Consider the following 23,003-nt stretch of genomic DNA (forward strand, 5'->3'; position numbering starts at 1 on the left):
GGTTATGGTTGAGAAGAATAATAAGCTCGGCTTTGTTGTAGCGGGCTTATTGCTAGGTATTTTAATGGCATCAATGGATAATACCATTGTCGTTACAGCGATGGGAACAATCGTTGGTGATTTAGGAGGCCTTGAAAACTTTGTATGGGTCGTTTCTGCCTATATGGTCGCAGAAATGGCAGGTATGCCGATATTCGGAAAACTATCAGATATGTATGGTAGAAAGAGGTTCTTTATTTTCGGTTTAATCGTCTTTATGATTGGTTCGGCACTTTGTGGTACTGCTGAAAATATTACACAGTTAGGGATTTATCGTGCCATTCAAGGTATTGGCGGCGGGGCATTAGTGCCGATCGCGTTTACTATCGTTTTTGATATTTTCCCTCCTGAAAAGCGTGGGAAAATGGGTGGTTTATTCGGAGCAGTATTTGGTTTATCAAGTATTTTTGGTCCGTTGCTTGGTGCGTATATTACAGATTACATAAGCTGGCACTGGGTATTTTATATTAACTTACCGCTTGGCGTTTTAGCACTTATTTTTATTACATTCTTTTATAAAGAGTCAAGAGTTCATAGAAAGCAAAAAATTGATTGGTTTGGCGCAATTACTTTAGTTGGAGCAGTAGTTTCTTTAATGTTTGCGCTTGAACTTGGCGGACAAAAGTATGATTGGGATTCTAAGTTTATTTGGTGGATTCGCTATTTTAATTATTGCATTCATTTTTATTGAACGTAAAGTAGAAGAACCGATCATTTCATTTGAGATGTTTAAACAACGTTTGTTCGGAATGAGTACAATTATTGCTTTATGTTACGGAGCTGCGTTTATGTCAGCAACTGTATACATTCCATTATTCATTCAAGGTGTATACGGTGGCACTGCAACAAACTCGGGATTATTACTTTTACCAATGATGTTAGGCTCAGTCGTAACAGCGCAGTTAGGTGGGTTTTTAACGACAAAGCTTAGCTACCGAAACATTATGATCATTTCTGCGGTTATTATGCTAATTGGACTATTTTTATTAAGCACATTAACGCCAGAAACAAGTCGTGTATTATTAACAGTGTATATGATTATTATCGGATTTGGAGTCGGCTTCTCATTCTCTGTACTAAGTATGGCAGCTATTCACAACTTCGGTATGGAACAGCGCGGATCTGCGACTTCGACGAGTAATTTCATTCGTTCATTAGGTATGACACTTGGTATTACAATCTTCGGAATGATCCAAAGAACAGGTTTCCAAGATCAATTAGAAGAAGCATTTAAAGGCATGAGCGGGGGAATGAATACAAACACATTAGGGGATTCAAGAGCCATTTTATCAGAATCGGCAAGATCTCAAATCCCTCCGCAAATATTAGATAAGATTATTGATGCTCTTTCTAGTTCAATTGTTCAAACATTCATGTGGGCATTGGTACCAGCTGGATTAGCATTCATATTCATTTTCTTTATGGGAAATGAGCGCATGGTAATTAAGAAAGAAAGAACAAACAAATAAAAAAAGTGAAACATCAAAAGCGTAATGAAAAAGCTCCTTTCCAATTGGAAAGGAGCTTTTTCGTATGTATGGTGTTAGATTAGCCTTCAATAATTTCGTATTCTTCGTCTGCAAGTAATAAAATTTGTGTTTTCTTACCTTTGTTTTGAACTTCAATTACATCGTATGCACCTAAGTCTCTTACTTTGCTTTGAGAAGCGTTAACCATAACTTCCATAGAATCGATTAAGATATCTTCTTCAATGTATGATTCAGGCAATGCCATATCTTCAGTTTCTAATACACATGCATATAGATTTTGTAAGTTTTCAGCAGTTGGGTTTTGTTCCTCAACATCAATGATGTTTTTTACTGCTTCCATATTTTCTTCTTTTACTTGGTATACTTTAATTTTAGCCATTGTTTTAATCTCCTTTATAACGTAATCGTAGAGGCTACACTTCATTATAACGTTTTTTTCATGAAAGATGAAATTGTTATATGTATTTATAGTAAAAATTATGTGTTATTACTCATTATTGGTGTAATTCCCGTACTAATGTTATGAATAGATAACGATATTCCTACGTTAAAGTTATATTGTCCAAGCTTTTTTGTTTTCCTTTCATATATATGTATTAGCTATTCTATATAGAGAAGGGATGGAGTGTAAGTGGATTGTGAGCCGAAACGTGATTGTGGGTGTTGCCAAAATAGTATATGTGAATTTTTACAAAGTCTAGAACCGTATACTAAAGTTGAAAGTATTGTAATAGTAGGAAACGAAATCGTTGTATCTTATTTTCTTTCATTTAATGCGATGAAAGGGATTGTATCATTCGTACAAGAAGACAGTGAGGTTATTTTTGTAGATTGCTCAAAAATTGATGTAATCCGAATAGGAAAAGTTTGTAGTTGCAAATCGAAAGTTAAATATATTGAAGAGGACTTTAGCTTGCTAGGAAATGTGTGCCCGCAATGTTTAACAGAGGGGAGTACAATCTTTTTTGATTTTCATAATCCAGAATTAAATTTATCTTTACAAGCGAAAACAATTGATGCACCTATATGTACTGAATTTACAGATGAACTTGGGAATGTAGTAAAGCAATTTGCAATTGTAGGTGAAGCGATTGTTTCTAAGGATTTTGTTCAAGTACCTGAACTGTTAGATTTTCGATTAGTTTTATCGGATACTGCTGCGAACCCTTTGAAGTTTGGAATGCTGTTCATTAATTTTCCTGATATTACATTCGTTATTCTTTTCGCATCTAGTGGATACTTAAACATTTCAAATTGTTTAAAGGTAGAGAGTGGAACTGGTAATATCGAAATAGAAGAGCTGAAAAAAATGATAAAGGATGACGTTAACACGTACAAGTCAGTTGTTAAATTGACTAAAGTATATAAAAATGGTGAAATGGAATCTTTTATTTCTAAGAAGGAGTTATAACGCATTTTTTGATAAATCCTCATACATTATGTTGAGGGTTTATACATACACGATGTATATTCTAAAGTTTAAAAAGTGAGATACTCTTTTTTTATTAGATGTTATAATAATTTTATATTTGTGAATGATTTATAATTATATAAAAATTTAGTTTAATAGGTGTTTTCTTATATGGTAAATGGTTGATTGAAAAATTATATAAGTTTATTCTAAAAGATTTAGAATAAGATTGATTTTATAGAAGGCGGGAATGTAAATGATACATGAAGCGAATATACATACAAGAAAAAAACTAGTTTCTATGTTTGATGATTTCAATAACGTTATTTTACTTTCTTATTTACAAGGGCATATGGGGACTGCTTGGGTAAATGATCTTGAAAATCCAACAGTAGCACAAGTTACGGTAGGAATTTTCACATTTTACGCTGGAGACCCAAATGTGCAAGAAACAGAAGAGTTATTACGTAACATTCCTGAAAGAATTCTAGTTATCGTAAATAGTGAAGAGTGGAAACAACGCTTAGAAACATTCCATGAAAGAAAAATAGATAAGTTTTTACGCTATAAGTTCAAACGAAATTCAGAAGGTTTTAATCGTTCAAAATTACAGTCTTTTATATCAATACTTCCAAAAGGATATGAGTTAAAAAGAATAGATGAGCATATCGCAAATAGCCCTACATTACATAAAATCTCTGAAGATTTTATAAGTCAATTTCAGTCGGTAGAAGATTATATAAACCGTGGTATAGGTTATAGCATTTTATATAACGGAGAAGTTGTATGTGGTGCATCCTCGTATAGTATTTATAATGATGGAATTGAAATTGAAGTTGCGACTGATCACAATTATAGAAGAAAAGGCTTGGCAACTGTAGTTAGTGCAGCTCTTATATTGGATTGCTTAGAAAATGGAAAGTATCCAAACTGGGACGCAGCGAATACTACATCTGCTAACCTAGCAGAAAAGTTAGGATATGTTTTTGATAAAGCGTATGATACTTATTTTGTGGATAATAGATGAGTGAAGGAAATTACATACTAAAAAATAAATACGCCCTAGTACGTAAGTCTAGGGCGTATTTATTAGTTGGTAAATATCTTCATAACAATCTTATCACATTTTATCTTTTGAATGTTTGGAATTAAAGATATTTATGTGACTTTTTGAAAAAATAAAAGAGCAGCTAGCAAAAGCTAACTGCTCCTCTCCAAGGGAGAATGGAGAAATACAATCATGTTACCTATAGTATTGACGGAACATTGAGTTTTAATCAGCCATTTATAAAAGGAGAGATAAAATATCTTTGATTAATCCTTAGGCTCCGATTAGGAGTACTGATAGAAAAACGATTGAGAATATACTTTTTATTATATTTACAATTTAAATAGTAGAACGTGTTTATCGTAGTTCTCCAAACACCAATTATATTTTTTTAGAATAATTGGATGGACTGCTTCTTTCGTAGTATCGACTTCAGTATAGCCATATTTCTTATAAAAGTTTTCTAATTCCTCAAAAGGAAGACAATATACATCTTGTATTTGTGATTTTTTTACAGTTTCTACTAAAAATGAAACAAGCTCACCAGCTAATTGTAGCCCTCTAAATTTAGGGAGAATAAAAATCCCGCCCATTTCTATAGTATCTGCATCTATTTGGACTAATCGTCCAACACCTGCATACTCGTTGTTATATGTAATAATTGCAACTTTATCTCTCTTTAAATCACTTCGTACAAATCCTATTGATTCATATTGATTATTAATCCATTTTAAATCGTTAGATGTAGCTAGTTGAATACTCATATACATGCTCCTTCCGAATACTAGCGCTCTCTTCATTATATAGAACATAAGATACTATATCAAAGGAACCTTGAGATAGCACATTTGTTTAAGTTATTAGTTAAAAGTGTGGGGTTGCTGGCATTGAAATGTAGGCTTCACCAAATATAGGATAATAATGTTGTGAATTTAGTGTTACATAGTCAAAATAAAAAATAGTTCATGTGTTCGATAACGCACGATTTTTTTAGTGTAGAGAAAATCATAGGGATATTTTAATTAGTAGCTACTGTATTCATTGAAGCTATTAAGGAAATGTGGTAATCGCCAGCCTTAGTGATACAAATCATATTAGGATTTAGTAAAAAAACTCTTCCTGAAAAAGAGGGAGATTAAAGATAAGAGCACTTCGAAAAGTGCCCTTCAGTAACGACTACTCATTCTAAAAATATTATATGAAGTTAAGTGTATTTAAGTATGGGTCTTTTATATAAATGTGAAATAAAAGATGGTTGTCTTCTTGTTAGAAGGCTATTTTTTGTTATTACAAAAAAGAATTAGAAGTAAAATATAAATTCAAGTTACTTGTCCAAACAAATTATTAAAAAATACATAAAATGCTAGTAGTTAGCCAATATTTTAATATTGCTAATTTTTTAGTTTAAAAGGGGTGATTTTATGTGTGATTGTGAAGTTTGTAGACGAAAGAAAAACCGGGATCCATTAAATCGGGATTCTGAACGAAAAAAAGTGGATTCTGAGCCAATAAAAAAGGATTGTGAACCAAAAAAACAGGTTTCTGAGCCAATAAATCAGGATTCCGAATCAGTAAATTCTTATTCATATAGTAAAAATGCAAATTTTTTAGAAGAAGCTATACAAACAGATGAAATCGATCAAGTTTCTGAGGAATATATTGAAATAGTAGATTCAGCAGATGTACAAGTTACTACTACAGATACAAAAGCTGCGCTATCCATCCAAGCTGCGTTACAAGCAGCTATTGTGGTTGTAGTAAGTATTTCTATAGCAGATAGTGAAAAGGCAGATAAAATAACACAAGAATTGTTTCAAAAATCATCTATTAAACAAATTAATAGACAAAAAACATTTATTAAAAATTCCAGAAACGTAACCGTAACAACTACTGATACAGATATTGCAGTGAATATTCAAATTCTCCTTCAAATTTTATTAGCGTTACTAGTTAAACTAAACATTTTATAAAGTGTCTATCCCATTTATATTTAGCTATAATGGTTGACTCAAAGTAAATATTTTTTTGTTGTAATATGTGGTACAAGCTTGGACTTCTTATTATGACTAAATTAAAATTCAAGATTGATGGGAAGGTAAGTGGGGATAACTATACAATAGCAAAGGTGAACTTATTATTTAACAGTAATTAAAACTTATATATGTTAAGTAACGGGAGGCTGTCTTCGCATTAGAAGACAGCCTTTTGATTTCATTAGTAAAAAGAAGGGAAAATAGAAGATTAAGTTACTTGTCCAAGCAATTGTTATTTAAATACATATAATGCTGGTAGTTATTTGAAATTTTTATAGAAAACTGATAGGAGTGAACATTGTAAATGGATGATTTAAATAAATTTTCTTCCTTTAAGTTTGATAAAGATCAAAAGAATATAATTATAGACCTTTTACTCTCAGATATTTTTAATAGGCATGGGATAAATGAAGAAAAACTAAAAAATTTATCGCCAGAAAAAAAGCAGCAAATTAAAAGTATTATTTCTGAAATACAATCACAGGTTAATAATTATTTAGATTGAAAGGGGGTGAACTTATGGAAAAAACATGTCATTCAGATGGAAATAAAAAGTGGAGTGCATTAGATTCTTCAAATCCTCATCCGTCTTTTAAAAATGCTAGCGTTTCAGAAGCAGCTGCGCAAGAAAGTAAAACTTATCAAATTTCTGAAGAATCTATTACAATAGTTGATTCAGCAGATGTAGAAGTTACTACTACTGATACAAAAGCTGCGTTATCTATTCAAGCAGCTTTACAAGCAGCTATTGTGGTTATAATAAGTATTTCTATAGCAGATAGTGAAAAAGCTGATCGTGTAGCACAAGAATTGTTTCAAAAATCATCTATTAAACAAATTAATAAACAAGAAACTGTTATTAGAAATTCTAGAAATGTTACAGTTACGACTACGGATACAGACATAGCAGTAAATGTTCAAATTCTTCTCCAAATTTTATTAGCTTTACTAGTAAAATTAAATATTTTATAAAATGTTTAACCTGTTTTTTTATATAGTGATTCTTACAGGTGAATATAGTACAGGCTATAAATATTAATCATTAACATCGCCAAAATAATAATGAGAACAATGTGATGGGAAATAAAGTTTGGTTGTTTTATGGAAATTTAAAAGCCATTTCCTTTATTGGATGTGGCTTTTAAATTTTAAACAGTATAAATTTTAAACAGTATAAATTTGAAAAGATTATATTAAGATAAAGAATTAAAATATGATGATACAAAATACTTATAAAATTATTCGTGTTATTGAAAAATGATAAGAAAAAGGTGTTTAAAATAGAACCATTTTCATTAATAGTTCAAGTTTTGAAGAATAGTGCATACAATATAAAGTGTTTTCCTTTCTTCATTTAAGTTTTACGTATATAATTTAAAAGTACTATTTTTATTTTATTATTTTATATTTATAACAGAATAGAGGTTTAAAAATGGGTGTTAAAATCATTACGGATAGTGCGGCGGATTTACCAGTAGAATTGCTGCAAGCATATGATATTGATTTAATTCCACTCCGTGTATATGATGAAGTAGAAACAGAGTATTTAGATGGAGTAACATTAGAGTCAGTTACATTACTGCAAAAAATGAGAGAAGGCGCTGTTTATAAAACGTCATTGCCTTCACTTGAAACTTTCCAAGAAAAATTTGTTTCTTATGCAAAAGAAGGTAATCCTTGTATATATTTAGCTTTTTCATCTGAACTGTCTGGTACATATCAATCATCAGTTGTCATTAAAGAGGAAGTAAAAGAAACATATGCAGATTTAGATTTAGAAATTATTGATACGAAATGTGCTTCGCTTGGTCAAGGGCTTGTCGTATTAGAAGCTGCTAAAATGGCAAAAAACGGCGCATCAAAAGAAGACATATTAAAACGTGTCGCTTTTCTAATGAACCATATGGAACATATCTTCACTGTAGCTGACTTACAGTACCTTGTTAGAGGCGGGCGCTTAAGTAAAGTAGCAGGATTTATCGGTGGTTTATTAAACATTAAGCCGATTTTGAACGTGGAAGAAGGAAAACTTGTCCCACTTGAAAAAGTACGAGGGAAAAAGAAAGTATTAAGCCGTATTGTTGATATTATGGAAGAACGTGGAAAATACCTTAAAGGTCAAACAATCGCTATGACTCACGGTGACGACTTAGAAACAGCTGAAGCGTTAAAAGCATTAATTACTGAAAGATTTGGCTGTGAAGTATTTATCGTAAATACAATTGGTGCAGCAATCGGTGCACATACAGGTCCTGGCGTTATAACGTTATTTTTCTTAAATGAAGTAGAGTAAAGGATTGATCTTTTGATCAATCCTTTTTTATTTTTTAATCTGTGATAATCGGTCGATATGGTATGGATGAAGATGAAACCTTTGAAGTTAGCCTATATCAAATGCAATCCTGTAGAGGGAGTATTTTTTATATGTGAAATGATACTTTATGGTAGAAGAAAAGATATAAATAAGAATGCATTTATAGAAATCTGAATATTTAAGGATATCGAAATTTTTTTATTTCATATATAATTGTGTAGGAAGAAATATCTGTAACTATTTGTAAAAATAGGAGGCGGCTATAAAAATGCAAGAAATTGCTAGATGGGATTTAAATCGATTGTATTTGAATGAGGATATTCTATTTCCGATTTTAGAGTTGAAAGAGCAATATTTTGTAACAAAAGATGTAGAGGTTCTTTCAAAGCTTATACAAGCTATTGAAAAAGCAGAATACTATTTGTATTGTCAATGGGTTGAAGAAAGTGTTTCATCTGACCTTACTAAATTGAATGTGAAAGTGAAGGAACTAAAAAGTGAAGTACAGCAAATAATAAAACATAGTGAAGTAGAAACTTCCGATAATATTAATATTAAGTTTATAAAAAATGAACTTAGTGCGTGGGAAGATATGTACATACAATTACGGGATAGGATAGAAATAGAGCACAATAATAAACAATTATCATTTGGACAAGCAAATAATATTGCAATGAATAGTGAAAATGAAAAGGAAAGATTAGAAGTATTCGAGTTACTTACAAGTACTTTACATAAGGAAAAAGAAATCTTTGCTACTGTATTAAATCAAATAGGGAGATTGCGTAATGCAAAGAGTAATGAAATAGAAGATAGAGAGATTTTAACACAATCTTTTCATGCGAATGGCATTTCAGAAGCTGTATTATTCCAAATGTGGAATGCGACAGAAGAAAACCTTGATAAATTAGTAAGTGCTTTAAACGTGTATAAGAAGGGAAAAGAGTCAATTACATGGCATGAACTTATGACAGTAAAGGAAAGTAATGAGGTTATAATTCCTTTTTCAGTAGCAGTACAAAACGTTTATGATGCATGTAAGAATATTGATGAAGAATTAGCAGAATTTGCACGTAATGCGATAGAAAGTGGATGGGTAGATGCTGAACCGAGAGAGAATAAACCACCAGGTGGGTTTTGTGCTCCATTTTTCAGTGAGAAAGAATCACGAATTTCAATGCGCTATGATGGGAGTATAGATAGTGTAAGAGTGCTCGCTCATGAATTAGGACACGCTTGGCATTTTTATAATATGAGTTTCGAACAATCTATATCTTTTTTAGATGATAATTTGCCAATGAGTACGGCTGAATCAGCATCTATTTTCTTTGAAACGGTACTCTTAAATTATCTAATTGAAACAACGGATAGTAAAGATATGAAAAAGTCATTACTTAGCTGGAAAATAAGAAATAGTTTTAATTATGTAATGGCAATACGAGCATCGTATCAGTTTGAAAAAACATTTTATGAAAAATGTAAAGAGGGTCCTTTAAGTGCTGATGAAATTGAGAAATTATCTATAATGGCACAGAAAGCAGCTTATGGAAATGCTTTAAGTGAATACCAACCGTTTGTATGGATGAAATATATTCAATTTTATATAGCAGATGTTCCTTTTTACAATTATCCATACACATTTGGATATTTAGTAAGTTTTAGTTTATTAGAAATCGCTCAAGAAAGTAAAGGTACTTTTCATTCGAAATATAAAGAGTTTTTACGAGAAACAGGAAAGGTTCCAGTAGAGGAGCTTATGAAAAAATATTTTGAAATAGATATAAGAAATTATGAATTTTGGAATAAGGCTTTTATTCAAATTTCTAAAGATATTGATGAATATTTGCAGCTTATGTAAGGGGAGAGTATAGTGGATCAGCAGTTTATAAAAGGTATACCTTTTTCAACTTTAGAATATGCAAAAGCTATAAGTTTATTAAAAGGTTGGCTACATGAACAACAAGAGAAACCAAGGTTTGTAGTAACTGCAAATCCTGAAATTGTTATGTCTGCAAAGGAAAATACGGAAAAATCAAAGCAGTTTAAAAAGATGTTACTATCTGCGGATTTAATAACAGCGGATGGGATTGGTGTCATAATTGGCTCGAAAATATTAAAAGGAACTTTGAAAGAACGTGTTACTGGAGCGGATTTAACTCACGATTTAATAAAATATTGTAACGACAATGAATATCGTGTCTTTCTTTTTGGAGCCGCTCCAGAAAGTAATAAAAAGGCATTAGAAAAATTAAATGAGCAGTTCCCAGGAGCGCAGTTTAAAGGACAGCATGGATTTGTAAATGGTGAAGAAATAGAAGAAATAAAAATGAAAATTAAGCAATTCAAGCCGCATTTACTACTAGTAGGACTAGGTTCACCAAAACAAGAAGAGTTCATCTATGAAAACATACAAACATTAAACGTTCCGCTATCTATTGGTATCGGAGGCATGATTGATATAATATCTGGTACTGTAAAAAGAGCACCGAAAATGATGAGGGATACCGGAACTGAATGGCTGTATAGGTTACTCTCACAGCCGAAAAGGTTAAAGAGACAACTTGTACTTCCGAAATTTTTATTGTCGGTTATGTCTGAGAGGATTAAAGGGATTAATTAATAAAGGAGACTACATACATGAACAGAATCGGCATTATTGGAGCAATGCAAATTGAAATAGATTTACTTTTAGAAAAACTAGTTATACAAGAGGAACAGACAATAGCGGGAATGCCTTTTTATATTGGAGAATTCATGGGAATAGAAGTAATTATTACACGTTCTGGTGTAGGGAAAGTAAATGCAGCTGCATGCGCACAAACATTAATTCATAAATTTGATGTAGACTCTATCATTAATACAGGCGTTGCTGGTGGGTTACATCCAGATGTAAAAGTTGGCGATTTAGTTATTTCAACTAACGTAACCCATCATGATGTAAGTAAAAATCAAATGAAAAACTTATTTCCGTTCAAGGAAGAATTTATCGCAAGTAAGGAATTGGTAGAGTTAGCACGTAAAGCATGTAATAGTAGTAGTTTACGTACTAGGGTTCATGAAGGAAGAATCGTCAGCGGTGAATGTTTTGTTGAAGATTCAAAGTTAAAGGCGAAATTAATAGACGAATACGCACCTCATTGTACAGAAATGGAAGGAGCAGCAATTGGACATGTCGCCTACATAAATGATATACCGTTTCTTGTTATAAGATGTATTTCTGACAGTGCAGATGATGAAGCTCAAGTTTCTTATGATGATTTCGCGAAAACTGCCGCAAATTATTGTTCAGAAATTATCGTTGAGATGCTGAAAAATATATCGAGTAATACTTATAGTTCAAAAGGGGAGAATGACATGTTACAAGCGTTAATTTTTGATATGGACGGAACGTTATTTCAAACAGATAAAATTTTAGAATTATCGTTAGATGATACTTTCAATCACTTAAGATCACTACAACTATGGGATACAGTAACACCAATTAATAAATATAGAGAAATTATGGGTGTGCCGTTACCGCAAGTTTGGGAAGCTTTATTACCGGACCATTCTATTGAAGTAAGAGAACAAACAGATGCATATTTTTTAGATAGACTAATTGAAAACATAAAAAGCGGAAAAGGCGCTTTATATTCAAATGTAAAAGAAATATTTACATATATAAAAGAAAATAATTGTTCAATTTACATTGCTAGTAATGGTTTAACTGAATATTTACGAGCAATCGTAACTTATTATGCTTTAGACAAGTGGGTGACTGAAACGTTTAGTATTGAACAAATACAATCGCTAAATAAAGGTGACTTAGTTAAAAGTATTATGAACAAATATGATATAAAAGAGGCAGCGGTAGTTGGTGACAGGCTATCTGATATAAATGCAGCGAAAGACAACGGTTTACTTGCGATTGGATGTAATTTTGATTTTGCGCAAGAAGATGAACTTGCTCAGGCTGATATAGTAATAGATGATTTAATGGAGTTGAAGGGGATATTATCTGAAGTGAAGAATACGCACGCTATAAATTACATAAAGTAACAACCATAAAAATGCTCAGAATAAATGATTCTCGAGCATTTTATATATTTTCGTACTTAGGGGGAATGGACTTGAAAGATATACATATTCAACAAATAGAAAAATTAATGGGATATGAATTCAGTCATCTCGTTCAAGACAGTGAAGAAGAAGGTTTTAATTTCCTTATAAGGCTAATAAGTGAATATAAAAACGAAATAAATACATTCAATAAAACTGGAGAATGTTTATATGGTATTTTTCAAGGTGATATGTTAATTGGAGTTGGAGGTTTAAATGAGGATCCGTACACAAAAGACAATAAGATTGGGCGGTTAAGGAGATTTTATATTTCAAGGGATTATCGGCGTTTAGGGTTAGGGAACTTATTATTAAACCAACTATTATGTCATGCGGAAAAGTATTTTGAAGTGATTGTTTTACATACTGACACGAAGCAAGGGGATGTGTTTTATACTGCGAATGGATTTGTAAAAGGGGGATTATATAAGGGATCGAGTCACTACAAACTATTATAGAGATTGCTATCCAAATAATAGCTACGAACAGGTTTTTTGTTGGTAAATCGATATATCTTAAAAATCGCTGATATATGAAGTTGCGATCCTTATATTAAAAACCAACTTTTATAATTTCATTTACTAAATTGTTATTATAAAAAAGAGCACCTTAGCTTTTAAAATTTAGCTTATAAGGTGACTCCTTTTCAGTCAATTACGTTTTAACGTTCATTTGTTTCAATAATAATCCTGGTTTACCTTTTACATAATAAAAATGCGGATTATTTTCATCATCATAAAGCATAATATAAGGCTTTTCATTTAGTGGGAGCAGTATAAGTACTTCGTCTATTGTAGTGTGTAACCATTGATTAGTAATAGAAACCGGCTTAGATAATGGGATTTTTATCATATAGCCATCTTTTGGAACGACATTTAAGTTTTTAAATGGACCGGTTATTGCTTTAGCGTATTGAACTGCTTCTTTTTGGATTACTGGATCTAAAGATTGTTTTTGAATGACCATTTCTTTTTGACAATCAAATACTTCAATTTGTTGATTGGTTTTTGCGAACGCATTTGTTGATAATAGAAATAAAAGAAGAGAAATGACCCCGATTTTTTTTATCATAATACAACACCTGTTATGAAGTGACCTTTGTCAATAGTTTTTCACCCATAATATTTTTCTTGATGGCATACAAAAGCTTCAGAAATAAGATCTATCGACAGTTAACCACTCTGTTATTCGTGGATTGGTTACCTCAGGTTAATGGTTCGTCGTTAGGCTCTTATAATCTCACTGCGTGGATCACACCTTTTCAAATTCTAATAAATAGCTTGTTTATCAGAATTTCAGCCATGCCAGAAGAGGTGAGTCATAGATAGCCAGACCTGTAATTCACTATCTCTGAAGCTCATCTATGCCATCAATTGATACCTTTGATTTCTAACTATGAATCAATCAACTTCATATCCTTCCCTCTTTATTTTCGGTGAATTTTACCTGTTTCTAATCCCCATATAAAACACCCCAGTTCTCTTGCGATAGCTGTAACGGCAACATTTCTAGGCTTCCCTTGATATATCATGCGATAATATTTTCTTTGTAACCTTTCTACAGCCTGATCCGCATAAGCAATCACTTCGCTTCGTTGCCCTTTTTGTCTTGCTTTCACTCGCTTCGATTTTAATCCGATTGCTCCTTTTACCAACGCATTTGCACATTCTACAAGAGTAGACCTAACGGTCGAATTTCCTTGTTTTGTAATCGAACGTCGACTGATTTTCTCTCCACTTGAGCTTTCGCTTGGCGTCAATCCTACATAAGCCATAAATGCTTTAGCCGTGGGAAAACGAGTGAAGTCTGCAATTTCCACATGAACAGTCATTGCCGATGTTGTATCTATACCTTTTAAGCATCTTAACTTTGCGATTGGTTCTTCGTACCTTTCACGATGAGATAATTCTTCTAATCTCAAACTGAACCGCTCAATTTTATCGACTAGAACATCATACTGTAATAGGTATTCGCCTAACGTTTCTTTGAATAATCCTTGTAGATCAAGATTCTTTAACCATTTCATATAAGCGATTGTCCAGCTTGATTTCCCTTCATACACATAGCCATGTCTTAAAAGGAATGCTTTTATCTGTTGTTTTATTTTTTTCAAAGATGTTTTAAAATCACCTAACATGCGGATATACTCTTTCACGGCAACATCCTCTTCTTCTGGAACATATACTTCTTTATAGGTGCCATTTGCTAAATTAAGAGCAATCATTTTGGCATCGAATTTATCATTTTTCACCATTTTGTTTTTTGATGAACTGTACATTGTTGTGGGAGCTAAAATATCACAATCAATTCCATTTTGTTCAAGAAGATTATGAAGTGAATACCCTAAACAACCAGCCTCATATCCAGCTTTAATTTTTATATCTTCACCATATTTTGTTTTCAGTTTCTCAACGAATTTTTTTACGAGAGATACATTTGAAGCACATCGTGCTTCTCTTACAATTTCCCCAGTTGTTCCGTGTAGTGCACATAAGCTAAAACTTTCCTTGTGGACATCCATCCCAATATATATTATATTTTCCATAGTGGCCTCCTATTATCATAGGGTATAACCCCATTCATAATGTTTTCATTCATTATTATGGGTTAAAATCCCTGACTTGATAATCTAGGAGGTCACTTCATATTATCTCACCATTACTATCCCCTCAAAAGCTTTAAATATTTTTCTGTCACATTCATGTAACAAAGATGTTGTATGATACAATTGGTTTTTGTTTAAAAGCAATGGAGGAAAAAATATGAAAGTTTTAATTGCAGATGACGAACAAGATATGTTAAGAATTTTAAAAGCTTATTTTGAAAAAGAAGGCTTCGAAGTTTTATTAGCGAAAGACGGAGAGGAAGCACTTCAAATGTTTTATGATGAAAAAATTGATTTAGCAATTTTGGATTGGATGATGCCGAAACATAGTGGTATTACTGTCTGTCAGGAAATAAAAAAGAATTCAAGCGTAAAAGTGTTAATGCTTACGGCGAAAAGTGAAAGCGAAGATGAATTAGCAGCGCTTCAAAGTGGGGCAGATGAGTACGTAAAAAAACCATTTCATCCAGGAGTACTAATTACACGAGCGAAAAAGCTTATTCAGCATGATGATATTATTCAAGTACAAGATGTAAAGATAAATTTCGCCAAAAATAAAGTATATAAAAATGATATAGAGTTAGAAATTACAAAAACAGAGCTCGAATTAATAAAATGCTTTTTAAATCATAAAGGAACGATTTTAACTCGTAAAAAATTGCTAGATATTGTATGGGGATTTGACTATTTCGGAGAAGAGAGAACTGTTGATACACATGTAAGAAGGCTGCGTAAAAAAATTGGAGAAAATATTATTAAGACGCATCGCGGGCTGGGCTATAGTTTGGAGGAACAAAGTGAATAAACTTGGAAAAAAGTTATTTTTCAGTATTTCTGCAACTGTTATTCTCATCTTTATGATTTCGTTATTATTCATTAACAATCTCTTACCGAACTATAATATTTATAAAACACGTGAAAACTTAAATAAATTTACAACACAAATACAAAATACAACAGTGGAAAATATAGAGGATGTTATTCATACAATTGAAAGTGAAAATAACGTTACAATTGCGTATACGCCAATTAATCAGTCAGAAGATGCTATGAACGAAGCATTACGCATGCAACTTACGAAAAAGAAAGTGACGTTAAATAAGCTTTGGATTACGAAAGACGAAGTCATGAAAGTGAAGACGGAAGGGCAATCGAATAAACTGTACGATCAAGGAAAGGTAAAAGCGAGTTTTTTTGCTAAATATATTGCGAAAGATGATACGATAATTTTAATTGGGACTTCTATTGCGAATTCAAATGAAATTATAAGTACGTTAAATACATTTTACTTATACATCGTATGTTTCTCGCTGCTTCTTATTATTTTACTTGTGTGGATACTTTCAAAAATAATAACGACGCCACTGAAAGAGCTAAGTGATGTAGCTCAGGATATTTCACATTTGCAGTTTAAAAGAACGAAAGTGAAAACGAATGATGAAATAGGAGAGTTGGCCAATAGTATTAATATCATGAGCGAAAAACTACATGAAGCACATCAAGATTTAACTGATCGTAATGAACATTTAAAACGATTTATGGGTGATGTGACGCATGAATTAAAGACACCGATCGCATTAGTAAAAGCATACTCTATGGGGATTAAAGATGGACTAGATGATGGGACTTACGTAGATACAATTATTAAACAAACAGATCAAATATCAAACTTAATTGAAGAACTATTACGATTTTCTAAACTAGAAAGAGATATTTTACAAAAAGAAGAATTCCCTATTGAACCACTGGTCCAGAGTATATTAGATAAGCATCAGATTGAACTGGATTCGAAAGAAATTAACTTGCAAGTAAACTGTAATACGAGCGATACAATCGTTTATGCAGATTTAAATAAAATGAGAATGGTATTTCAAAATTTAATTTCTAATGCAATAAAATATTCAGCAAATCAAAACATAATAATTACTTTAGAAGATAGAAATAAAAGTATATATTTTCAAATAAAAAATGGCATTCATACGGAAAAAATTAAAGATATCGATAAAATTTGGGAGCCTTTTTACGTACTAGAATTTTCTCGTAGTAAAGAAAAATCAGGTACAGGATTAGGACTAGCGATAGTGAAAAGTATTTTAGAAAGACATGGTTTTGAATATGGAGTTTCCTCTATAGATGGAGAAATTCAATTTTATATAAATGTGAAAAAGGATTAATGAAAATATTAGTCCTTTTTGCAGCTTTAGAGGTTAGCGATACAGGATGAATCACCATAATTTTCAAAATTGATGTATTAAATGGAGAATTAGCAAATGTTCTACTTTCATTAAATTCACGTGAAGTTCACAGGGAAACGTTACATTTACATAGTTACATTTGAATTTAATGAAGTGAGGTATTCGGATTTGAAAAGAAAGAAATTAGTAATAGGTAGCATTTTAATGGGGATGACGTTATCTTTATCCGCATGTGGTTCATCAGATACTATTGTAACTACAAAATCAGGAAGCATTTCAGAAAGTGATTTTAACAAAAAATTAAAAGAAAACTACGGTAAACAGAATTTATCTGAAATGGTAGTAGAGAAAGTATTAGATGATAAATATAAAGTTACGGATGAAGAGGTAACGAAACAACTAAAAGAATTAAAAGACAAGATGGGCGATAATTTTAATACATATATGGAATCTAATGGTGTGAAAAATGAAGATCAGTTGAAAGAGAAATTAAAGCTTACTTTCGCTTTTGAAAAAGCTATTAAAGCAACCGTAACGGAAAAAGATTTTAAAGATCACTATAAGCCAAAGCTTCAAGTTAGCCATATTTTAGTGAAAGATGAAAAGACAGCAAAAGAAATTAAAGAAAAATTAAATAGTGGCGAAGATTTCGCGGCATTGGCTAAACAATATTCAGAGGATCCAGGTTCTAAAGAGAAAGGTGGAGAACTATCTGAATTTGGACCAGGTATGATGGTGAAAGAATTTGAGGATGCTGCATATAAGTTAGAAGTTGGTCAATTGAGTGAACCTGTTAAATCTTCCTTCGGATATCATATTATTAAGTTAACGGATAAAAAAGAGCTTAAACCGTATGAGGAAGAGAAAGAGAATATTCGTAAAGAATTAGAACAGCAACGTATACAAGATCCTCAATTCCATCAACAAGTTACTAGAGATCTGCTTAAAAATGCAGATATAAAGGTATCTGATAAAGACTTGAAAGATACCTTTAAAGAGTTAGAAAAATAATAAATGGAATGTAAGACAATCGATAGAAATATCGGTTGTCTTTTCCTCTATTTATCCCGCTATTTGCCGGGCAGTAAGACCCCCATCTCAAAATTTAGCGGAAGCAAAGAAGTTAGGCGGGGGCCCTGCTGCTCGTAAATGCCCGATTGGTGAGTGCTGATTACAGTTTCACTTTATAAAGAAGGGGGGAGTGGGAAAATACTTTCACACCTGCATTAAATTTTACTTAATAAGAAATCTTTGAGTTTCTCAACTTTTACATAAAAATAAAACTGAATTTTCAGTTATTTTTTATATAGTAAAAGAGAACGAATAAGGGGAGGGAACATTTTGAGTAAAAAGAAAATGGCAATTACACTGTCAGCAATGCTATCTGCAACAATTATACCTAGCTTTACTATGGATGTGCATGCAGAGAAGAAGGAAGAGACTAAAAATACGAAAATTGAATTAGAAAATGGGATGACAAAGCCGATTTATTCTCTCGATGAAGCTATTATCGAAAATTTATATGTAGAGACAGAAGTTGATAGTGATCGCGACGGTAAGAAAGACAGAGTATCGATAAAAGTTATGCGTCCAAAGACAGATCCGAATGTGAAGGTTCCTGTTATTTATGAAATGAGTCCATATCGATCTGGATTAAAAGATGTTCCTGTATATAATGTAGATGAAGAATTGTATGCGTATGAAGGAAAACCGTATGGAGCAGTTAATCTTGGTTCGTATGGGAACTATTACGTGCCAAGAGGTTATGCAGTTATTCTAGGCGAAAGTATCGGTACTGGAAAATCAGATGGATGCCCTACAACTGGAGATGAACAAGAAATACTCGGTACAAAGTCTGTTATTGATTGGGTAAACGGTCGCGCGAAAGCATTTACAGAACAGGGTGAGGAAGTTCAGGCAAATTGGTCTACAGGAAATGTAGGTATGACTGGCGTTTCTTATAATGGTACATTACCAAATGCTGTTGCGACTACTGGAGTTGAAGGTTTAAAAACAATTATTCCAATCGCAGCAATTAGTAGTTGGTATGATTATTATCGTGCAAATGGTGCAGTCATTGCTCCAGGCGGATATCAAGGAGAAGATACAGATAATATGGCAGAAGCAGTACTGACAAGAAAGAATCCAGAAGTTTGTGGTCCGATAATGACAGAACTTACTGCTGGACAAGATCGGAAAACGGGTAATTATAACGATTTTTGGGATAAAAGAAATTATGTAAAAGATGCTAAAAATGTAAAAGCGAGTGTATTTGTTGTTCATGGTTTAAACGATTGGAATGTTAAAACGAAACAGTTCGCACAATGGTGGGATGCTCTTGGAGAAAATGATGTACCTCGTAAAATGTGGCTACACCAAGGTGTTCATGGTGGGACATCAAGTAATAACTGGCAGCAAACACAAAATAAATGGTTAGATTATTGGTTGTACGGAATTGAAAATGGAATTATGGATGAACCAATGGTTGATGTGCAAAGAGAAAATAAATCGTGGCAAAAGATAAAAAATTGGCCAGATCCAGCGGCTGTACCTTCAAAAATCCGTATGTATTTAAGTAATAAATCAGTCAATTTGCGACTAAGTATGGGATCGGTTAATAAAGTTTTCTCATTCGTAGATGATGCACAAATAAAATCAAATCAATTAGTAGCAAACCCAGAATTAGAAGTAGCCAATCGATTAGTATATACAATGCCTGTACTGCAAAAAGATACGCGTATAAGTGGTATACCAAAGATTTCAATTACAGGAAATATTGATCAATCTGTATCAAATTTAACAGCATTACTTGTTGACTATGGAGGAGCGAAGCCGGAAATCGTAACGAGAGGCTGGATGGATCCACAAAACTTAAAGAGTATAGAAAATTCAACGGCGATTCAACCGGGCAAAGATTATACATTTACATGGGACATGCAGCCAGATGATTATGTATTTAAAGTGGGGCATCAAATCGGAGTTGTTTTAATTGCAAGTGATTATGATTATACAATTAGACCGAAAGCTGGAACGAAACTTACAGTGAAATTAAGTGAAGTGACATTGCCGATTGTGAAATAAATATTTTTTCTAAAGAGCTTACTAAAGTAAGCTCTTTAATTTACAGTCTGAATTTTTAATTTTTATATTTCAAATTGGAAGGTTATGTAATACAATATCATTATATTCTATGGAAAGTGAGTGATATATTATGACAGTCAGCTCTTTCAAAATCTCATTAAAATTCGAGGTACAGGAAGATTAGTTGAATTGAAATCTTCCGTACGTAAAAACGGAGGAGAAAATAAATGTTTAGTTTTTATAGTACACTTTGTACGGAACTGTATGATTACACAAAACCAGTCGGTTATTCTTTGAATGGTGATATTGAGTATTACAAAGAACGTTTAAAAGATTGTAGAGGAAGAATCCTCGAAGCTGCAGTAGGTTCAGGGCGTGTCATCATTCCACTTCTAGAGGCTGGTTTTACAGTAGATGGGATAGATTATTCACCTGAAATGCTAGATTCTTGCCGTAAGCGCTGTAAAGAGAGAGGCTTACATCCTAATTTATATGAAGGAAGCTTGCAACAATTATCACTTCCGCATAAATATGAGGCAATTATCATTCCTACTGGATCTTTTTGTTTAATTGAAAATCGTGTCGATTCTATAAACGCATTGAAATATTTTTATGAACATCTTAATCCAGGCGGCCGATTAATCGTAGATATTATGCTTCCGTATGACTGGAAGACTGGGGAAATTCATATATCGACTTTTTCTTTGCCGAGCGGAGACGGAATCACATTAGAAAATAAATCAATTGAAATAGATTGGCTGAACCAAGTTACTGTATCATATTTGAAATATGAAAAGTGGAGTAAAGGACAGTTAGTACAAACAGAACTACAACGCTTTGCGGTACGTTGGTATGGAATAGAAGAGTTTAAACTTCTGTTAGAAAGTATAGGTTTCTCTAATATTACTTGCTCTGCTGAATATGCTTATAAAAACGAACCGTCAAATGCAAATCAAATGTTTACTTTTGAAGCTGTGCGAAAAGAATAGAACTAATACTATGAATAAAAAAATAAGGCAATCGATTAAAAATCGGCTGCCTTATTTTTAATTTTATGTAATTGTTTATAGAGAAAGATCGGAGGGAAATAAATGAAACTTATATTAATATTTGGCCCACAAGCAGTTGGGAAAATGACAGTGGGTCAAGAATTAGCAACATTAACCGGTTTAAAACTTTTTCATAACCACATGACAATTGATTTAGTAAGTCCAATTTTTGATTACAGTACGACAGAAGCAAAAAGGCTAGTAAGTTTATTTCGTAATGAAATATTTGAAGAAGTATCTAAAAGTGATTTATCTGGAATGATTTTTACGTATATATGGGCATTTGACCTCCAATCGGATTGGGATTATATACATTATGTAGAAAGTATTTTTGAATCAAAAGGTGGGACAGTGTATTTTATAGAGCTGGAAGCGGAATTAGATGAAAGATTAGAACGGAATAAAAGTCCGAATAGATTAGAACATAAACCGAAAAAAAGAGATATTGAGTGGTCTCAAAATAATTTGAAAGAGACGATGAAAAAGCATAGATTAAACTCTCTTCATGGTGAAATTGAAAAAGAAGAGTATATAAAAATTAATAACACGTATTTGAGTGCAAAAGAAGTAGCGGAAATGATTAAAGAGAAGTTTCAATTGTAAAATTTTCGAAGTCTATTTCGTTTCCATTGTCTAAGCATTCTCCTACTAATTACATATACTATTTATGTTAAAATCGGTCGCTATTTTAATATATATAACTATACAGGGAAGAGGAGAGAATAAATTTGGAAAACGTAGAACAAGATAGAATTGAAAATCAAGTGTATTCAAATCGTGTAGTAAGATCAGAATTTGATGCGAATTGGGAAACTTGTATATCAAAGAGTGGTTATGTAATTTATGTAGCAACAAGTAATAATGCTGAAGTAATAGTGCTTCTTGCAGATGGTTCAAGTAAATTATTAATTTTCGAAAAAGGCGGTAAAGTAGTAGTTGGTGGCGGTGGAACAAGTCATTACAGTAAGCCGCATATTGCAATAAATATTTAAGGTAAAACATGTTAATTGAGAAGAAGCTGAAAGACGGTTAGTCATTCATATTTAGAGAATGACTAACCGTTTTTAAATGTAGTTTTTGAAGAATTATATATGTTATAGTATAATAGTGTTTTAAAACAATGTTATTTTAATATATTTCAAATTTTGTTATGTATTATTTTTATATTAAATTAGCACCTAAAGTATTTTTTTATATAAGGAGTAGTAATTAGAGAAATGAAAAATATAGACTTTATACTAGAAAGTGATGAGGCATTAAAACCGTCTGAACGATTAGTACTATTACTATTAGAGAAGCATAGAATGTTATATACGAACGATCTATTGGCATTATCAAATTTATCATATAAAACATTAACAGATTCATTAACGGCGCTAGTTTTAAAATCGTATGTGTTAAAGGAAACAGGTAAGGGAAGAAGACAGAATTGCTATAGATTAATATGATAAGGCGGCTGTTTTAGAAGCTTTTACATATGTTTTTTCAATCGTAAGGCGAAAATGTGTTTTTGTTTTCAAACGAAAATCTTACTATAAGAGTGGTTAAAATAGTAGCATTTCATTTTTGTAAGTGTAATTATTTCGTCATTGAAAATACTAAAATAAAATAAACCGCATAAAACAGAAATAAAAAAACAA

General features: G+C 32.1%; 22 protein-coding genes and 1 pseudogene. 19 read left to right on the plus strand and 4 right to left on the minus strand.

Annotation, left to right across the window (positions count from 1 at the left end; all coding sequences use genetic code 11):
* The first annotated feature begins 4 nt into the window (after positions 1-4).
* Positions 5-1,533 (plus strand): annotated as a pseudogene (locus tag MHI28_RS02430) (MDR family MFS transporter).
* Between the two features lie 54 nt (positions 1,534-1,587).
* Here MHI28_RS02430 and MHI28_RS02435 read toward each other — a convergent pair.
* The gene (locus MHI28_RS02435; protein WP_001062742.1) at positions 1,588-1,908 is read right to left on the minus strand and encodes a hypothetical protein; all 321 of its coding nucleotides are present in this window, start codon (positions 1,906-1,908) and stop codon (positions 1,588-1,590) included.
* A 252-nt stretch (positions 1,909-2,160) separates the two neighbouring features.
* On the opposite strand from MHI28_RS02435, the gene MHI28_RS02440 reads away from it, so the two are divergent.
* Together MHI28_RS02440 and MHI28_RS02445 are read left to right on the plus strand one after the other, a co-directional pair.
* Complete coding sequence (locus tag MHI28_RS02440; RefSeq protein WP_000340384.1) at positions 2,161-2,940, plus strand: BC_2878 family exosporium-associated protein; 780 nt, start codon at positions 2,161-2,163, stop codon at positions 2,938-2,940.
* Between the two features lie 256 nt (positions 2,941-3,196).
* A complete protein-coding gene (locus MHI28_RS02445) occupies positions 3,197-3,967 on the plus strand; it encodes a GNAT family N-acetyltransferase (RefSeq protein WP_000581063.1) in 771 nt (256 codons plus the stop codon).
* A gap of 353 nt (positions 3,968-4,320) precedes the next feature.
* Here the strand turns inward: MHI28_RS02445 and MHI28_RS02450 are convergent, their stop codons facing one another.
* Positions 4,321-4,752 (minus strand): GNAT family N-acetyltransferase, encoded by a 432-nt coding sequence (locus tag MHI28_RS02450; RefSeq protein WP_000027164.1) that lies wholly within the window; start codon positions 4,750-4,752, stop codon positions 4,321-4,323.
* 657 nt (positions 4,753-5,409) lie between these two features.
* On the opposite strand from MHI28_RS02450, the gene MHI28_RS02455 reads away from it, so the two are divergent.
* The 8 genes from MHI28_RS02455 (at position 5,410) to MHI28_RS02490 (ending at position 12,891) form a co-directional block, all read left to right on the plus strand.
* The gene (locus tag MHI28_RS02455; protein ID WP_000332789.1) at positions 5,410-5,958 is read left to right on the plus strand and encodes a spore coat protein; all 549 of its coding nucleotides are present in this window, start codon (positions 5,410-5,412) and stop codon (positions 5,956-5,958) included.
* 367 nt (positions 5,959-6,325) lie between these two features.
* On the plus strand, positions 6,326-6,526 hold the full coding sequence (locus MHI28_RS02460) for a spore coat protein (RefSeq protein WP_000342252.1): 201 nt from the start codon (positions 6,326-6,328) through the stop codon (positions 6,524-6,526).
* 14 nt (positions 6,527-6,540) lie between these two features.
* Entirely contained in the window at positions 6,541-6,993 is a 453-nt protein-coding gene (locus MHI28_RS02465; protein ID WP_000415813.1) for a spore coat protein, read from the plus strand.
* Between the two features lie 460 nt (positions 6,994-7,453).
* A complete protein-coding gene (locus MHI28_RS02470) occupies positions 7,454-8,314 on the plus strand; it encodes a DegV family protein (protein ID WP_000538298.1) in 861 nt (286 codons plus the stop codon).
* Between the two features lie 289 nt (positions 8,315-8,603).
* A complete protein-coding gene (locus MHI28_RS02475) occupies positions 8,604-10,193 on the plus strand; it encodes a M3 family metallopeptidase (RefSeq protein WP_001155364.1) in 1,590 nt (529 codons plus the stop codon).
* A 12-nt stretch (positions 10,194-10,205) separates the two neighbouring features.
* The gene (locus tag MHI28_RS02480; protein ID WP_000372659.1) at positions 10,206-10,955 is read left to right on the plus strand and encodes a WecB/TagA/CpsF family glycosyltransferase; all 750 of its coding nucleotides are present in this window, start codon (positions 10,206-10,208) and stop codon (positions 10,953-10,955) included.
* A 17-nt stretch (positions 10,956-10,972) separates the two neighbouring features.
* Positions 10,973-12,373 carry a 5'-methylthioadenosine/adenosylhomocysteine nucleosidase gene (locus tag MHI28_RS02485; protein WP_001079712.1) on the plus strand — a complete coding sequence of 467 codons (1,401 nt, stop codon included), beginning with the start codon at positions 10,973-10,975 and terminating at the stop codon, positions 12,371-12,373.
* A 71-nt stretch (positions 12,374-12,444) separates the two neighbouring features.
* On the plus strand, positions 12,445-12,891 hold the full coding sequence (locus MHI28_RS02490; protein ID WP_000651675.1) for a GNAT family N-acetyltransferase: 447 nt from the start codon (positions 12,445-12,447) through the stop codon (positions 12,889-12,891).
* Between the two features lie 196 nt (positions 12,892-13,087).
* Here MHI28_RS02490 and MHI28_RS02495 read toward each other — a convergent pair whose 3' ends face one another.
* Entirely contained in the window at positions 13,088-13,504 is a 417-nt protein-coding gene (locus MHI28_RS02495) for a hypothetical protein (protein WP_000591758.1), read from the minus strand.
* A gap of 355 nt (positions 13,505-13,859) precedes the next feature.
* Entirely contained in the window at positions 13,860-14,978 is a 1,119-nt protein-coding gene (locus MHI28_RS02500) for an IS110 family transposase (RefSeq protein WP_277548338.1), read from the minus strand.
* A gap of 217 nt (positions 14,979-15,195) precedes the next feature.
* Between MHI28_RS02500 and MHI28_RS02505 the strand changes: the two genes are divergently transcribed.
* From MHI28_RS02505 to MHI28_RS02540, 8 genes are all read left to right on the plus strand, one after another.
* A complete protein-coding gene (locus tag MHI28_RS02505; RefSeq protein WP_000865984.1) occupies positions 15,196-15,843 on the plus strand; it encodes a response regulator transcription factor in 648 nt (215 codons plus the stop codon).
* The gene (locus MHI28_RS02510) at positions 15,836-17,212 is read left to right on the plus strand and encodes a sensor histidine kinase (protein ID WP_001037226.1); all 1,377 of its coding nucleotides are present in this window, start codon (positions 15,836-15,838) and stop codon (positions 17,210-17,212) included. The genes MHI28_RS02505 and MHI28_RS02510 overlap by 8 nt, the downstream gene beginning before the upstream one ends.
* 189 nt (positions 17,213-17,401) lie before the next feature.
* The gene (locus MHI28_RS02515) at positions 17,402-18,244 is read left to right on the plus strand and encodes a peptidylprolyl isomerase PrsA (protein ID WP_002162768.1); all 843 of its coding nucleotides are present in this window, start codon (positions 17,402-17,404) and stop codon (positions 18,242-18,244) included.
* A gap of 330 nt (positions 18,245-18,574) precedes the next feature.
* Positions 18,575-20,314: a Xaa-Pro dipeptidyl-peptidase gene (locus MHI28_RS02520; protein WP_086413177.1), complete on the plus strand. Its 1,740-nt coding sequence runs from the start codon at positions 18,575-18,577 to the stop codon at positions 20,312-20,314.
* Positions 20,315-20,541: 227 nt separating this feature from the next.
* Positions 20,542-21,303: a class I SAM-dependent methyltransferase gene (locus MHI28_RS02525; RefSeq protein WP_000490919.1), complete on the plus strand. Its 762-nt coding sequence runs from the start codon at positions 20,542-20,544 to the stop codon at positions 21,301-21,303.
* A 102-nt stretch (positions 21,304-21,405) separates the two neighbouring features.
* Positions 21,406-21,966 (plus strand): AAA family ATPase, encoded by a 561-nt coding sequence (locus tag MHI28_RS02530; RefSeq protein ID WP_000767068.1) that lies wholly within the window; start codon positions 21,406-21,408, stop codon positions 21,964-21,966.
* A 125-nt stretch (positions 21,967-22,091) separates the two neighbouring features.
* Complete coding sequence (locus MHI28_RS02535) at positions 22,092-22,355, plus strand: hypothetical protein (RefSeq protein ID WP_000432422.1); 264 nt, start codon at positions 22,092-22,094, stop codon at positions 22,353-22,355.
* 225 nt (positions 22,356-22,580) lie between these two features.
* The gene (locus MHI28_RS02540) at positions 22,581-22,811 is read left to right on the plus strand and encodes a hypothetical protein (protein WP_000789030.1); all 231 of its coding nucleotides are present in this window, start codon (positions 22,581-22,583) and stop codon (positions 22,809-22,811) included.
* Positions 22,812-23,003: the final 192 nt, after the last annotated feature.

Origin of the sequence: Bacillus sp. FSL K6-0268 (assembly GCF_038005425.1) — a bacterium.
GTDB classification, from domain to species: domain Bacteria; phylum Bacillota; class Bacilli; order Bacillales; family Bacillaceae_G; genus Bacillus_A; species Bacillus_A thuringiensis_S.

Excerpts from the sequence above, each read along its gene's own strand:
- MHI28_RS02435 (WP_001062742.1), bottom strand. The coding sequence starts at position 1,908 with ATGGCTAAAATTAAAGTATACCAAGTAAAAGAAGAAAATATGGAAGCA.
- MHI28_RS02445 (WP_000581063.1), top strand. The coding sequence starts at position 3,197 with ATGATACATGAAGCGAATATACATACAAGAAAAAAACTAGTTTCTATG.
- MHI28_RS02450 (WP_000027164.1), bottom strand. The coding sequence starts at position 4,752 with ATGAGTATTCAACTAGCTACATCTAACGATTTAAAATGGATTAATAAT.
- MHI28_RS02455 (WP_000332789.1), top strand. The coding sequence starts at position 5,410 with ATGTGTGATTGTGAAGTTTGTAGACGAAAGAAAAACCGGGATCCATTA.
- MHI28_RS02460 (WP_000342252.1), top strand. The coding sequence starts at position 6,326 with ATGGATGATTTAAATAAATTTTCTTCCTTTAAGTTTGATAAAGATCAA.
- MHI28_RS02465 (WP_000415813.1), top strand. The coding sequence starts at position 6,541 with ATGGAAAAAACATGTCATTCAGATGGAAATAAAAAGTGGAGTGCATTA.
- MHI28_RS02470 (WP_000538298.1), top strand. The coding sequence starts at position 7,454 with ATGGGTGTTAAAATCATTACGGATAGTGCGGCGGATTTACCAGTAGAA.
- MHI28_RS02475 (WP_001155364.1), top strand. The coding sequence starts at position 8,604 with ATGCAAGAAATTGCTAGATGGGATTTAAATCGATTGTATTTGAATGAG.
- MHI28_RS02485 (WP_001079712.1), top strand. The coding sequence starts at position 10,973 with ATGAACAGAATCGGCATTATTGGAGCAATGCAAATTGAAATAGATTTA.
- MHI28_RS02495 (WP_000591758.1), bottom strand. The coding sequence starts at position 13,504 with ATGATAAAAAAAATCGGGGTCATTTCTCTTCTTTTATTTCTATTATCA.
- MHI28_RS02500 (WP_277548338.1), bottom strand. The coding sequence starts at position 14,978 with ATGGAAAATATAATATATATTGGGATGGATGTCCACAAGGAAAGTTTT.
- MHI28_RS02505 (WP_000865984.1), top strand. The coding sequence starts at position 15,196 with ATGAAAGTTTTAATTGCAGATGACGAACAAGATATGTTAAGAATTTTA.
- MHI28_RS02525 (WP_000490919.1), top strand. The coding sequence starts at position 20,542 with ATGTTTAGTTTTTATAGTACACTTTGTACGGAACTGTATGATTACACA.
- MHI28_RS02530 (WP_000767068.1), top strand. The coding sequence starts at position 21,406 with ATGAAACTTATATTAATATTTGGCCCACAAGCAGTTGGGAAAATGACA.
- MHI28_RS02540 (WP_000789030.1), top strand. The coding sequence starts at position 22,581 with ATGAAAAATATAGACTTTATACTAGAAAGTGATGAGGCATTAAAACCG.